Annotated in this window: 11 protein-coding genes and 1 tRNA gene; 8 read left to right on the forward strand and 4 right to left on the reverse strand. The window is 40.1% G+C overall.

Annotated features, from left to right (window positions below; genetic code table 11):
- Positions 1 to 70: 70 nt before the first annotated feature.
- Positions 71 to 1,507 carry a pyruvate kinase gene (gene pyk / locus FHG08_RS10975; RefSeq protein WP_076920269.1) on the reverse strand — a complete coding sequence of 479 codons (1,437 nt, stop codon included), beginning with the start codon at positions 1,505 to 1,507 and terminating at the stop codon, positions 71 to 73.
- A gap of 374 nt (positions 1,508 to 1,881) precedes the next feature.
- On the opposite strand from pyk, the gene gndA reads away from it, so the two are divergent.
- Positions 1,882 to 3,255, forward strand: a complete 1,374-nt coding sequence (gene gndA, locus FHG08_RS10980; protein ID WP_054200862.1) for an NADP-dependent phosphogluconate dehydrogenase — start codon at positions 1,882 to 1,884, stop codon at positions 3,253 to 3,255.
- 66 nt (positions 3,256 to 3,321) lie between these two features.
- Here gndA and ansA read toward each other — a convergent pair whose 3' ends face one another.
- A complete protein-coding gene (gene ansA, locus FHG08_RS10985) occupies positions 3,322 to 4,332 on the reverse strand; it encodes an asparaginase (RefSeq protein WP_138608516.1) in 1,011 nt (336 codons plus the stop codon).
- 70 nt (positions 4,333 to 4,402) lie between these two features.
- Complete coding sequence (sppA, locus tag FHG08_RS10990; RefSeq protein ID WP_178956024.1) at positions 4,403 to 6,268, reverse strand: signal peptide peptidase SppA; 1,866 nt, start codon at positions 6,266 to 6,268, stop codon at positions 4,403 to 4,405.
- Between the two features lie 297 nt (positions 6,269 to 6,565).
- Here sppA and FHG08_RS10995 point away from each other — a divergent pair, with 297 nt between their 5' ends.
- The 7 genes from FHG08_RS10995 to FHG08_RS11025 all read left to right on the forward strand — a co-directional run bounded on the left by FHG08_RS10995 (position 6,566) and on the right by FHG08_RS11025 (position 11,868).
- Positions 6,566 to 8,527, forward strand: a complete 1,962-nt coding sequence (locus FHG08_RS10995) for an FAD-dependent oxidoreductase (RefSeq protein WP_178956025.1) — start codon at positions 6,566 to 6,568, stop codon at positions 8,525 to 8,527.
- 89 nt (positions 8,528 to 8,616) lie between these two features.
- Positions 8,617 to 9,306 carry a DoxX family protein gene (locus FHG08_RS11000; RefSeq protein WP_178956026.1) on the forward strand — a complete coding sequence of 230 codons (690 nt, stop codon included), beginning with the start codon at positions 8,617 to 8,619 and terminating at the stop codon, positions 9,304 to 9,306.
- A 110-nt stretch (positions 9,307 to 9,416) separates the two neighbouring features.
- Positions 9,417 to 9,965, forward strand: coding sequence for an NAD(P)H nitroreductase (locus FHG08_RS11005; protein WP_178956027.1), 549 nt, complete (start codon positions 9,417 to 9,419; stop codon positions 9,963 to 9,965).
- A gap of 203 nt (positions 9,966 to 10,168) precedes the next feature.
- Positions 10,169 to 10,546, forward strand: coding sequence for a hypothetical protein (locus tag FHG08_RS11010; RefSeq protein WP_041709037.1), 378 nt, complete (start codon positions 10,169 to 10,171; stop codon positions 10,544 to 10,546).
- A gap of 106 nt (positions 10,547 to 10,652) precedes the next feature.
- Positions 10,653 to 10,743 (forward strand) — tRNA-Ser (locus tag FHG08_RS11015).
- A gap of 114 nt (positions 10,744 to 10,857) precedes the next feature.
- Positions 10,858 to 11,181, forward strand: coding sequence for a hypothetical protein (locus FHG08_RS11020; protein ID WP_178956854.1), 324 nt, complete (start codon positions 10,858 to 10,860; stop codon positions 11,179 to 11,181).
- Positions 11,182 to 11,250: 69 nt separating this feature from the next.
- The gene (locus FHG08_RS11025) at positions 11,251 to 11,868 is read left to right on the forward strand and encodes an FKBP-type peptidyl-prolyl cis-trans isomerase (RefSeq protein WP_008112467.1); all 618 of its coding nucleotides are present in this window, start codon (positions 11,251 to 11,253) and stop codon (positions 11,866 to 11,868) included.
- A gap of 89 nt (positions 11,869 to 11,957) precedes the next feature.
- Here FHG08_RS11025 and FHG08_RS11030 read toward each other — a convergent pair whose 3' ends face one another.
- A complete protein-coding gene (locus FHG08_RS11030) occupies positions 11,958 to 14,357 on the reverse strand; it encodes a TonB-dependent receptor (protein ID WP_178956028.1) in 2,400 nt (799 codons plus the stop codon).
- Between the last annotated feature and the right edge of the window lie 147 nt (positions 14,358 to 14,504).

The raw sequence follows: 14,504 nt of genomic DNA on the forward strand, positions 1-14,504 counted from the left end.
ACCAGAGTTCAGGTTAAATTAACAGCATAAAAAACGCGAGCATATAGCTCGCGTTTTTTTGTAGTAACTTTTACGAAACAGTCACAATCTTCATCGTGTTGGTTGCACCAATCGTTTCCATCGCATCACCATGGGTGATAATCACGGTGTCGCCTACTTGCAGTGAGCCTGCAGCCACTAACGTGCTTAATGCGTCTTTAACCATGTTATCTTTTTCACATTTTGTAGAGTCAAAAAACACTGGGTAAACACCACGGTATAGTGCTGTTTGTCCTAATGTACTGGCATGACGTGAAAGTGAGTAAATGGGTAAGCCTGAGCTAATACGTGACATAAGTTTTGCTGTGCTACCGGATTCAGTCAGGGTGATAATCGCTTTAACAGAGTCTAAGTGATTAGCTGCATACATTGCAGAGAGAGCAATTGATTCCGCATTAGAAGAGAAACGGCTATCTAAACGATGCTTAGAGACATGGGTCTCTTTTTGCGACTCAGCGCCTAAACAAACACGCGCCATAGTAGCAACGGTTTCTTCTGGGTAATCACCAGCGGCGGTTTCAGCAGAAAGCATAACTGCATCGGTGCCATCAAGTACTGCATTGGCAACATCCATAACTTCTGCGCGTGTTGGCATAGGATTATCGATCATCGATTCCATCATTTGAGTAGCGGTTACAACGGTACGGTTTAATGAACGAGCACGACGAATAATGAGTTTTTGCTTACCCATTAGTGCAGCGTCACCAATTTCAACACCTAAATCACCACGGGCAACCATCACAGCGTCAGACGCTAAAATGATATCATCTACTGCTTCTTGTGTTTCTACTGCTTCAGCACGTTCAATTTTAGCTAAAAGCTGTGCATTAGAGCCTGCAGCCTCTGCAAGAGAGCGTACATAACGCATGTCATCGCCACTTCGCGGGAAAGAAACGGCAATATAATCAACATTAATTTCAGCAGCAGTGATTAAGTCTTCTTTGTCTTTGTCGGTAAACGCGGGTGCAGTTAAACCACCACCTAAACGATTAATCCCTTTATTGTTCGAGAGCACCCCACCCACAGTAACCACAGTGTGTACTAAGTGACCTTCAACATGCTCAACAGTAAGCTGAATTAAACCATCGTTTAACAGCAGTAAATCACCAGGAGCCACATCTTGTGGTAGCTCTTTGTAATCAATACCAACGGCGTTAATGTCGCCTTGGCCTTTTTCCATTTTTGCATCAAGAACGAATTTTGCACCAACCGCTAAAGTCACTTTACCTTCTTTAAAGGTTGAAACACGGATCTTAGGGCCTTGCAGGTCAGCAAGAATTGCAACGTGCTTACCTAATTTAGCGGCTATATCTCTAACTGCTTGTGCACGGTCTTTGTGATCTTGTGCAACACCATGTGAGAAGTTTAATCGAACGACGTTTGCGCCTGCGCGAATTATTTTTTCTAAGTTATTATCTCTGTCTGTTGCAGGTCCAAGTGTCGCGACTATTTTTGTACGTCTTAACATTAAATTCTCCTGTGCGCTTATTTTAAGCAAGTTGACGGTTATTTTGTTTTAGTGACTATTTAATAAATCTCATAAGAAGAGTTTAGGTTAAATAGTAATTTTAGTTTTATGCAATTTTCATAACATTGCGACTATTATATACAAGATCAATATGTCATCATTATGACACCGGTGTCACAGGGCGTCAATGATCTAAAAATTTAAATAGCAGCGCTATTTCTTCCCCTGTGAGGGCGGTTGTTTGATATAATTGCAGTGTTTATTTTAACTGTAATAAATGCATGTAGCTTTGCTCATGGCTTAGGCCTGAGTATAATGCACGCGGTATTATTTTAATTTACTAACCAAATAGTTGTTACCGAGGAGGGCACTAAATGCAAGTTGCATTAGTAGGGTTAGGCGTTATGGGGAAAAATCTTGCCCTGAACTTGATTGAAAAAGGGATAACGCTGGTCGCTTATGACAAAAACCCAAATGCGGGTGAAGAGTTATTAAGCTGTGCTAAGTCACAAGGCATGGCTGACAAACTTCACATTGTCTCTGATCTAGGGGATATGGTTAGGCGTTTAGAAACACCGCGTTCTATTTTATTACTTGTACCTGCGGGTGAGTTGGTTGATGCGGTTTGCAATGAGCTTATTGAAGCGGGTGTTCAATGTAGTGATATTATTGTTGACTGCGGTAACAGTAATTACAAAGACGGAATTAATCGCAAGCTAAAATACCAAGACAAGTTTGAGTTTGCCACCATGGGTATTTCAGGTGGTGCTGAGGGTGCGCGTCATGGGCCAGCTATGATGGCAAGTGGTTCTGAAGGTGGCTGGGAGCGTGTCGAGCCATGGTTTACAAAAGTTGCTGCAAGCTACAAAGGCGAGTCGTGTTTTGCTCGCGTTGGACAATCAGCCAGCGGTCATTTTGTAAAAATGGTTCACAATGGAATTGAATACGCACTGATGCAACTTATTGCTGAAGTGTATCAGCTACTTCGTCACGGAACTAAGCGCTCACCAAAAGAAATTGCTGAGATATTTAATGAATGGTCACAAGGCCAGTTAAATAGCTATTTATTGTCAATTTCTAGCCATATTTTGTCACTTGAAAATTCGCAAAATGTGCCCCTTGTTGACTTAATTGATAACAAAGTTGGCGCAAAGGGCACTGGCTTATGGACAGCTCAAAATGCACTTGAATTGGGTATTGCGGTACCTTCATTAGTAGCTGCTGTTCAAGCACGCCATTTAACTAATGCATGCAATACCACTGCTGCACAAGAGATGACGTACAGCGCGCAAAATACCACTCAAGTTGATGTTGATTTAGATGAATTGAAAGATGCATTTACTCTTGCAAGTTTACTAGCGTATCGTCAGGGACTTGCACTAATTAAAGGTGCTTCACGTACCCATCAGTGGAAAGTTGATTTAGCTAAAACACTACAAACCTGGCGTGCAGGGTGTATTATTCGTGCAGATTACTTAGACAGTGTTGCGCAAGGTGTTGAGTTTATTGATACTCTTGAAAAAGAGTCACTCGCAATGCGTAAGGTAACGGGCCAAGCAGTCATGACTGGTCTGGCATTCCCTGTGCTAAGTGCAACACAAACCTACTTAGCAACGTTAACAACACCAAGTAATGGGCATTTAGTACAAGCCCAGCGTGATTACTTTGGTGAGCATGGCATTAAGACTCACAGTGGTGAAACGTGTCATTTAACTGACTTAGTTGATATTGACGCAAAAGTTCGTTAATAAAATCTAAGTAAATAAAAAGGACGCTATATAGCGTCCTTTTTTGTTATTCGTTTAGCTGAACACCTAACGAGTTAACTCACCCCGCAAATTATCTTGCATTAAATGGCGAATCGTTTCGATTTCTAAATTTTGACTAAAAAGATAATGCAGTTTAGTTAAACAGGCTTCTAAGGTCATGTCAAAACCACTGATCACACCTATATTGAGTAGCGCATTTCCTGTGGCATACCCGCCCATATTCACTTGCCCTTTTAGGCATTGAGTGAGGTTTGTGATAATAACGCCGCGCTTGCTCGCTTCATCAAGTATATCCAAAAACTCAGGGTCTTGCGGTGCATTACCCACACCAAAGCTCAGCAGTACCAATGCTTTAATGTTGCCATTAACTAAGCTTTTAACCACTTCTTTGCTGATCCCAGGGTATAAATACAATACACCAATGGCTTGAGGAGTGATCTGCGCAACTTGTAATTCATTTTCTACATACGGACTTAACTGACCTTTGATCAGTTGAATATTAATGCCAGACAGCGCTAATGGCTCTAGGTTAGGGGAGGCGAATGCATCAAATCCATCGGCATGCGCTTTGGTTGCTCGGTTGCCTCTAAATAATTGATTATTAAAAAATAAACTGACTTCCGCTATCGGGTAGTTAGCTGCTAAATACATGGCATTAAGTAGGTTAACTTGACCATCAGAGCGCAATTGAGAGAGCGGAATTTGTGAGCCGGTCACGATAATAGGCTTTGTTAAGTTTTCAAACATAAACGATAAAGCCGATGCCGTATAGGCCATGGTATCTGTACCATGCAGCACTACAAAGCCGTCGTAATCTTGGTACTTACTTTTTATGTCATCAGCAATAAGTTGCCAGTGGGCAGGAGACATATCTGAAGAGTCAATCAGTGGGCAGTATTCATGAATATCGAATAATGGCATTTCTTCACGATTAAATTCTGCGTTATTAACCACAGTTTCGGTTAAAAAACCTTCGGCAGGAATATAGCCGCGGATTGATTTTTTCATTCCTATAGTACCGCCAGTATAAGCGATGTAAATGCGTTTACGTTTCATAAAAAAAGCCCAGTAAAAAAACTGGGCTTAGTATAACGCTAAGTGCTAATCAATACAGCCTGTTAGGGCATTATTGTGCAACTGTACATTCTAAACAGCGCGCGTAAACACCTTGTGGATCGTTATAATCTTTCAGGTTTTCTACTTCGCTGCTTAATTGCTTAATCACGCTTTGCAGGTTAGCTTGACTAGCTAGTACTGCTGATTTTTGTGTTTCAAGTCCAAGCACTGATTTAACCGCGGCGCTACCAAAAATATCTTGGAGCATTTGTTCTTGAGGGCTAAGTGATTGTCTAATTGTTTTAACTTCATAGAAGTTAAGTTTAGCAAGCTCTGCAGCCGCTTTGATAGCGTCTTGCTTGTTACCCAGCTTGTCAACTAAACCAAGCTCTTGAGCTTGCGATGCAATCCAAACGCGGCCTTGGGCAATTTTATCAACTTGCTCAGGGGTCATATTACGTGCATCGGCAACGACATTTAAAAAACGTTCATAAGCTTCTTCAACACTCATTTGAATCACTTGTGCCATTTTTTCATTTAGTGGACGAGTTATTGAAAAACCGGCCATTTCTGTAGTCGCTACACCATCAGAGTAAACACCGATTTTAGCTAAGGTATCTTCAAAGGTCATAAAGGTACCAAATACACCGATTGAGCCGGTAATCGTACTAGGTGCTGCCCAAATTTCATTTGCCGCTGATGCAATCCAATAACCACCTGATGCAGCTACTGAGCTCATTGAAGCAATGACTGGTTTACCTGCGGCCTTAAGCGCCAATACTTCAGCACGAATAACTTCAGAGGCAAACATGCTGCCACCGCCAGAATCAATACGTAACACGACTGCTTTTACTTTATCGTCAAGGCGTGCCTTGCGTAATAGTGCAGCTGTTGAATCACCGCCAATCTCACCGGCACGACGCTCACCGTCTACGATGGTACCTCTAGCTACAACAACAGCGACTTTTTCTGTCATTGGGTTATCAAACTCAATTGGCGGCTTAACTAAGCTTAAGTATTCACCAAAAGACACTTGTTTAAATGTTTTACCATCTTCCTCAGCGCCAACTAGATCAATTAATTGCTGACGAATTTGTTGATTAGTTTTGAGAGAATCAACCCATTTATTATCCAGCGCGTATTTACCCGCATCACCATTGGCAGCCTGCATTTTGGCTAAATAAGTATCCATTGTTTCATCAAAATTTGATTCGTCAAATGGACGCACCGCACTTACATCTTGCTTATATTCGTTCCATAAAGCACCTAACCATACGCGGTTTGCTTCTTTAGCTGCTTCTGACATATCGTTTCTGATAAACGGTTCAACGGCAGATTTGAAAGTACCTACACGAAATATATGCTGAGTGACTTCTAATTTTTCTAATGCATCTTTGAAGTAAAGCGGGTACATACCGTAGCCTTCAATAAGCACACTACCATAAGGGTGCATCGCAATTTCGTCTGCATGCGCGGCAATGTAATATTGCGCTTGGGTATAGTAATAACCTGAAGCAATTACTTTTTTTCCAGTTGCTTTAAATGCATCAAGTGCTTTTGTAATTTGCTTAAGCTTATTTAAGTGCGCTTTTGGCATTTCTTGTAAATCAAGCAAAATTGCGCTGATACGAGAGTCTTGTGACGCCTCATTGATCACTTCAATGACATCATCAAGTAGTATTTCAGTAGGGGTATCAGCACTTGCTGTTACATCATTAATGGCCGCTTCTACAGGGTCTACGTAGGTTTTTTCTTCCACAATAGGACCGTTTAGGTTGAGCCTGAGGACAGAACCCTCTTCGACAATGATTTTATCGCCGTCACTTGATACTGAGACAATGAAAATGATAACCAAAAATAAAAATAATAAATTTAGTACTAAACGACGCGAGAAGTTAATCCCTGTCCATATACCTTTAAATACCTTCGCTATCAAAATAGCTCCTTAAATTCGTACAGCTAAAACGTTATTGCCATAGTAGCTTAGAATATAAATTAATTTAACTGCTAAATCGTAACGAAACATTTATAAATTCAATTACACTTATGATTATACGAATGTTTATGTCACTTTTAGCCGTATTTTACAATTAACAGTTATACATAAAACAAGATTATTTAGGGTGTTTTAAATTAAAAAGTTTAAGTTTAAGCTGCTCGTATATTGCTTATTTTGCGTCATTAAAGCAGAATTGGACAAACACACAGGTTAGACCAGTTATTGGGGCACAGGATGTTAGAACAAAAACTAGAACTAAAACACACACAACTACGCAACCGTTTAGTAATGGGATCAATGCATACCGGCCTTGAAGAAGGTTGGCACAATCGTAAACGCCTTCGTGCCTTTTATGAAGCACGTGCCAAAGGTGGCACTGCAATGCTTATTACCGGAGGCTACAGCCCTAACTTACGCGGTAAGTTAACGCCTATTTCCTCATCATTTAATAGTTATTATGATGTATTTAAGCATCGTGCATATACGCAAGCTGTTCATCAACATGGTGGTAAAATATGTTTGCAATTATTACATGCTGGGCGTTATGCGTATCACCCTTTTAATCAGGCACCAAGTGCTATAAAAGCCCCGATTAATCCATATAAACCAAAGGAAATGTCTTTAAGTTCAATTAACAAAACGATTAAAGATTTTGCTCACTCGGCTTATTTAGCTGAAAAGGCTGGTTACGATGGCGTGGAAGTAATGGGCTCAGAAGGTTATTTGATTAATGAGTTTATGGCACCGCATACTAATAAACGAAACGACGAATTTGGCGGCAGCCTTGAAAACAGGATGCGTTTAGCCGTTGAAATTGTAAAAGCGGTAAGAGCAAAAGTATCGGATAAATTTTTAATTATTTTTAGACTCTCGGTTATAGATCTAATCCCTAATGGTTCCACCCCTGATGAAGTAACTCAACAAGCTGTTGCACTTGAAAAAGCGGGTGTTGATATTTTTAATACCGGAATTGGTTGGCATGAAGCGCGCGTACCTACAATTGCGAGTATGGTGCCACCAGGTGCATTTAAAGAAGCGTCAAAGCGTTTAAAAGATGTTATTAGCGTGCCTGTTATTGCGGTAAACCGCATTAATACCCCAGAGATTGCTAATGATATTTTAAATGCTGGCGAAGCTGATTTAATTTCTATGGCGCGTCCATTATTAGCCGATCCTGAATTTTTTAATAAATACGCGGCTAAGCAATCTGAGCATATTAATATTTGTATTGGTTGTAATCAGGGTTGTTTAGATCATGTATTTAAAGGTAAGCGCGCTACCTGTTTAGTAAATCCACAAGCAGGTTTTGAGCTTGATTACCCGTTAGAAAAAGCAGAGAAAGCTAAAAATGTATTAGTTGTTGGCGCTGGACCTGCAGGTTTATCGTCTAGCTGTTACTTAGCGCAAAAAGGGCACAATGTAACCCTGATTGACCAAAAGCAACACATGGGTGGGCAATTCAATTTAGCGATGCAAATACCTGGTAAAGAAGACTTTAATCATACATTAGCTTACTTTACTAATGAACTTAAGCGTCTTAATGTAACCATTGAATTAGGCAAAGCATTTAGTGACAGTATGCTAACTGAGTTTGATGATGTGGTATTTGCAACCGGTGTAAGGCCACGTGAGGCTACGATTAAATGCAGCGATGATAAGCGTGTATTTGCTTACGATGAAGTTATACGCGGTGAAGTAGAGCTGGGTAATTCTATAGCTATATTAGGCGCAGGCGGTATTGGTTTTGATATGGTGGCATTTTTAAGTGAACATAAGTCACAAAGCATTAGCGACTTTAAAACCCAATGGGGTATAGAGTGCGAACCTCAACCGCACAAAGATGCTCGTCAGCTCTATATGCTAAAACGCAGTGCAGGGCGCTTTGGTGGTGACTTAGGTAAAACTACGGGTTGGATCCACCGTCAAGTTGCCAAACAGCATGGTGTTAAACAAATTGCAGACTGCCAATACTATAGTTTTGATAAAAACGGCCTAACCATTAGTGTGGCTGGTGAAACTCAAGTACTGCCAGTTGATACGGTTATTGCCTGCATTGGTCAAGTGTCTAACGACGAGTTATTTAAAGCACAAGCTGAGAGCGCCAACGTGCATGTTATAGGTGGCGCTAAATTGGCTGCTGCTATTGATGCTAAACGCGCAATATTTGAAGCGTTACAAGTAGCAAGGCAAATTTAATCTTTAAGGGCGAAATAATTTAGCTCTGTGCGCGGTCATGTTTGTTTATAGTCTATAACTTAATAAACAATGAACATACAAGAGTGCGCATGATTAAATTAATTACACTTTACGACAATATTATAGGTAAATTATCTTTATTGGATGGTTTGCCTGCTTTGCTTTTTCGCTTGATTTTAGCGCCTGTAATGATTATTGCAGGCTATAACAAACTCGCAATAAGTGGCGATACTAATGGTTTTTTTAATCAGTTTTTAGCCTCTGATGATGTCGTTCAGTGGTTTGGCAATAGTGACTGGGGATTAGGATTACCGTTTCCTGATTTGCTGGCTTTTTTAGCCGGTTGGAGTGAGTTTTTAGGAGGTTGGTTTTTACTTATTGGTTTATTTACGCGATTAGTGAGTATTCCACTTATGTTTACAATGGTGGTAGCAGCAACAACAGTACACTGGCATAACGGCTGGTTTGCTATAGCGCCAACAAATCCACAAACAAGTGCCGCCCAAGTACTTGATTGGCTATCAGTCCCTGGTGCCAAAGAAAGCCTTGAAAATTCAAAAGAAGTACAAGTCCGCATAGGTAAAATTCGCAGCTTAGTTGAAGAATATGGCTTTGAAGATTACCTATACGAAAAAGGTAAACCATCAATACTAAATAACGGCATCGAATTTTCTGCTATTTATTTTGCCATGTTACTTAGCTTATTCTGTACCGGAGGTGGGCGTTTTGTAAGCCTAGATTATTGGTTTAAACGCGGTGCCTACATCAATAGTTACTAGGATATAAACACTCGCTTCATTAATTTTATCTGCTTGGTAGTTTTAACCCTGCAGTGTTTATTTTTTACTTATAAATGTTACTCTTACGTTTTGAATTTTGAGAGCACACTATGGATGCTATTGAGCTTTTACTCACTCGCCAATCTGATGCAAAATTGACAGCGCCAGGGCCTAATGAAGAGCAGTTAAACATTATTCAGCAGGCTGGGTTGAGAGTGCCCGATCATGGCTGTATTGCACCGTGGCAATATATTATTGTTCAAGGTGATGCGCGTCATAAGTTAGGTGAAATTTATTATCAAAGCGCTATAGCAGAGCAGCAGGCTGAAAAAGTAATTAATCGCGCTAAGGAGTTACCGCTTAGAGCACCCATGATTATTATTGCGATTGCAAAATATCAACCACACCCAAAAGTTTCTAGAATTGAACAAGTACAAAGCGCAGGTTGTGGCGTATTGGCAATGCAACAAGCCGCATTCGCTCAGGGGTTAGGCGGTATTTGGCGTACGGGTTACTTTGCACAAAGCCCCAGTGTTAAACAGGCGCTTAACTTAAATGATGATGATGAAATAGTCGGTTATTTATATTTAGGGACGCCGGCAATTGAATGCAAAAAGTCACCAAGGCACAAACCAGAAAATTATTTTAGTTTTTTGTAGAAATAGTATGAACTTTTTATATTCAATATAGTCATAATTCATTAAGTTAATCGTGTTACACTACTGCGGTTAATATTGTAGCTGCGAGAAGCGCACGGAAGCACTAAACGTAATAAATCTTCTTCAGTTTGTTTTTTAATCGGTTGTTTTTTGGTAATGTATGGAAAGTCTTACCAATAATAACGATAAAGAAGACGAAAATGATGGGAAATTTATTTTTACGTGAAAAAGAAAACTGGTTTGCTTGGTCAATCTGGGGTGTAGTTGGCGCGCTTGCGACATTTTATGTTGCAATGAGCACTCAAGCTGAGCATTTTATTGCTGCTTCAGCAATAGGGGTGCTGGTATTGCTAACTTGGTGGATGCAACAATCGAAACGGTTTGATTTTGGCAGAGCCTTTAAAATATGTTGTTATGTTTTACTGTTCACTGTACTGCCTTCATTTGTATTGGTTGTGATCCCGAGCGATGACCTTAATCGCTTCGATTTAATATTTCAAAGTATTGCATTTTTAACAGCCAGCTTATTGGTCTGTTTAGTGTGCTCTTGGATTGCTCGTAGGCCTAAGCAATATTACTAATAATGGCTAATTGATAACTAAAGCGGTTTATATTTAACTATTTAGCCGGTTTTATTAAAATAGGGCTTTACAAGCTAAGCGTATGATCTTATTATGCGCGCCGTACGGAGAGATGGCAGAGTGGTCGAATGCACCGGTCTTGAAAACCGGCAGGGGTTTATAGCCCCTCTAGGGTTCAAATCCCTATCTCTCCACCATTATTTAAAAAACCGCCTTATTGGCGGTTTTTTGCTATCTGGAGCTTTATAATGTCACAGTCCCCGGAATTATCCTTTTCTAAACGTTTACTTAAGCACATTCTTCTATGGACTGTGTTTGGTTATTGTTACCAAAGCGCCATATCGTTATTACAAAAAATGGCTATTGATGCATATCCAGAAGACGCACTAATAATGACCTTATTATATGGCATCGGGTTTAATATTTTATCGGGGCATTTAATTACAAAATACGATAATTATTGGCCTGTATGGGGCGCGTTTTATATTGGCACTATCGGTTTAGTAGCTGTGCCTCTTTTACTGGTCGGTGTGGCTGGATTATTGTCGATGAGCTTACTTGTTGGAATTTTGCTCAGTTTGCCTGTGTGTACCTTTGCTATTGGTTTAATTAAAGAAAAACTCAATAAAAACTAGCCCCAAAGACCTTTTATTTTGTGATAGCATATACGGGTCTTTTAACTAACAAAACGTGAATAACACATTATGTCAGATAATTTTACTACAGATGCTGAAAAAGCAAGTTACGGTATTGGCTTACAAATGGGTGAGCAACTTAAGGCTAATCCTTTTGAAGGTTTAAACTTAAATTCAGTATTTGAAGGCATGAAAGATGCGTATGCAGGCAGTGCTTTTCAAGTTGAGATCCCTGAGATCCAAGCTGCATTTGAAAAAATTAACGAAGAGATCCAAGCTCGTCGTGAAGAAGAAGCTAAAGTACTCGCTGCTGAAGGCATTGCATTTTTAGAAGAAAACGCAAAACGTCCTGAAATTACAGTAACTGAGTCAGGTCTTCAGTACGAAGTACTTGCAACAGGTGAAGGCGAGAAGCCAACTGCTGAGTCTACAGTACGTGTTGATTACCACGGTACTTTAGTAAACGGTACTGTTTTTGACAGCTCATACGAGCGCGGTCAACCTGCTGAATTCCCAGTGGGCGGCGTGATCAAAGGTTGGACTGAAGCATTACAAATGATGCCAGTAGGTACTAAGTGGCGTTTATACGTTCCTCATGAGCTTGCTTATGGTGAACGTGGTGCCGGTGCAGCAATCGCACCTTACTCAACACTTGTATTCGACGTTGAGTTACACGCAATTCTTTAATTAGAACGTACATAACATTTTAGTTATGAAAAAACCGCATTCATTAATATGAATGCGGTTTTTTATTGTCTCATTAAACTGATCTTTGCTTAAAAGTAGCCTCTTACTCCAAATTGGAAGTTACGACCAGGAAGTGGCGCGGTGTCTTTAATAAACGAGCTGTGTACAAAACCAAGTTCATCAGTAATGTTATCAACACTTAGGTAAAGCTGTGAGTCAACGGCACCTAAATCAAGCTGATAATTGGCTTGTAAATCAATCAATGTATAGCCATCTGTTGCTGTTTCGTATGCACTAATATCATTTTGCTCAAAATAATGTGTTCCTGTTAAGGTAAATTGTGCGCTACCTAGGGTGTATTGAAGTTCTGAACCCAATTTATTAGCAGGAATGCGTGGTAAATTTCCTTCATTATCTTTTAGTTTGGCGCGAGTAGAATCACCAAATACTTTTACCATGGCGCTGGGGTTTATTTGATAATGTACATCAAATTCAAAACCATACAGCTCAGCATCTTTACTTGTGAACTGATAAACATCAATTGCGTCACTGTGACCATTGGCTGCAGGTTCAAAACCATCCATTTCATCAAACACTAATCCTGTGTTTTGCTGATAATAAAAGTTTTTAATGTCGTTATAGAAAAAGTTGACAGTGTAACCAAAGTCTCCACTAAAGCGACGTAAACTAATATCTAGATTAGTTGATGTTTCTTGTTTAATTTCTTCAGGCTCAAAATGCGCTTCGTTACCTTCAATATGGTAACCCAAACCAAGTTCATAAGTCCCGGTAGCAATATGCACACCATTAGAGAGTAGCTCCGCTGAAAGTGGTGCACGTTCTGAATGTGACAAACTAACGGCTAGGTTGTGACTTGGCATATACTCCCAAATCGCACCTGCTGAGGCACTTAGATTAGTAAAGCTTTGGGTGTAGTTAACAGTTTCATCTGCTGATACAGGTTCGTCATCATGGCTGTGCTGATGCGTATCTACATCACTTTTTATCTCATAATCTTCTAAACGGGCGCCAAGTTCTACGGTGACGTCACCAAACTTGCGTTCTTCAAGTAAATATAGCGCATGAGTCGTAGTGATACTTGCAGGTGTAAAGGCTTCTTCACCAATCGCGTCATAATCAGACTCACTATAGTGATAGCCAATCATGCCATGCCATTGGCCTAATTGATGCTCTACGTTTAAACGTGCTTCAGTGGTTTCATTACTAAAAGTGGTGCCAATAGCGCCGTCTTCAATTTCACTATGGGTATAGTCTGTGTAACCAAGACGTAGGTTAATAGACTCAATCCAGTTATCATGAAATGCATAACTTACCAGCCCCTGCCAACGGTCTTGTTCTAAATGAGCATAAACAGGTGTTTCTGAATGTTCTTCACCTTCGTGTTCTTCATGCTCGCCTGCTTCTTCATGTGCATGATCGTGTTCATGATGAGCATGTGAATGGCCTGGAATACCATAGTCTGTTTCGATATTACCGTATGAAAATCCAACGGTTAAATGCTCACCCACATAGCTAGTACCAAAATTAACTGTTTCACTGTCTATAAAGGTATTTTCAACTGAAGTAGCTGTTTCTTCATCGCCTTCAACATGTACTTCACCTTCTTCATGTTCATCCGGTAAATTAAAACGAGGTGTTTGGTAATCATCACCGCTGCGTTTAGTACCATCAAAATGGAAATTAAAGTTATTGCTACCCGTTTCTAGTTTTGCTGCGTAGGTATTCGCATTTGAAACTGTATCGTGTGTGTATTGGGCAGCTCCAGATAGAGAGTCAATGTTATTGGTTGGAATACGGTTATCAACCACATTGACTACACCACCAATAGCACCAGAGCCATAAAGTAGAGTGCTTGGGCCACGTAACACTTCAATTTGCTCTGCCGCTAGGCTGTCACTTGATGTAGCGTGATCAGGTCCAATGCGAGACGCATCGCTGCTATCCAAACCATTTTGTGTAATTTTAACTCGAGGACCACCTAAGCCGCGGATAATCGGACTTGATGAAACAGGGCCAAAATAACTAGCATTAACGCCTGGTATGCCTTTAAGTGTCTCACCTAGCGTCGGCTTAGCTTTATTTTTTAGCTCATCGCCTGATAGCACACTTACTGGTGAAATCATTTCTAAGCTATTTTTATGCAGGGCAGAGGCATATACAACAACAGTTTCAACCGAAGTTGGCTTTAAAGTAACATCAATAGTGTTGTCTGTATTTTCAAGCGATATACGAGAATCTAGGTAGTTATCTTTACTGATATGTAATTGACTCTTAGAATCTATGTCAATACTAAACTGGCCTTGTGCATTACTTTGCACGCTTTTTGACTTACCATGAACATGAATTGTGGCATTGGCAATGGGTTGCTTTTTTGTGTCTGTTACCGTGCCGTTAATCGTCGCAGCAAGTGCAGAGTGAGAACACAAAACAGACAGTAGTGCTGAGGATATGAGTGTTAGCTTAGTCATAGTTACTTCAATTCGTGGTTGTTATGTTGTGATATAATATAACACTACAAAATTATGCTATCAACAATGTTATACTATAACTTTAAAATTTGCGTTGAATAACACAATAGAGCGATAAATTTAATCTAGCACGGTATTATTACAGTT

Origin of the sequence: Pseudoalteromonas sp. Scap03, from assembly GCF_013393115.1 — a bacterium.
Lineage (GTDB): Bacteria > Pseudomonadota > Gammaproteobacteria > Enterobacterales > Alteromonadaceae > Pseudoalteromonas.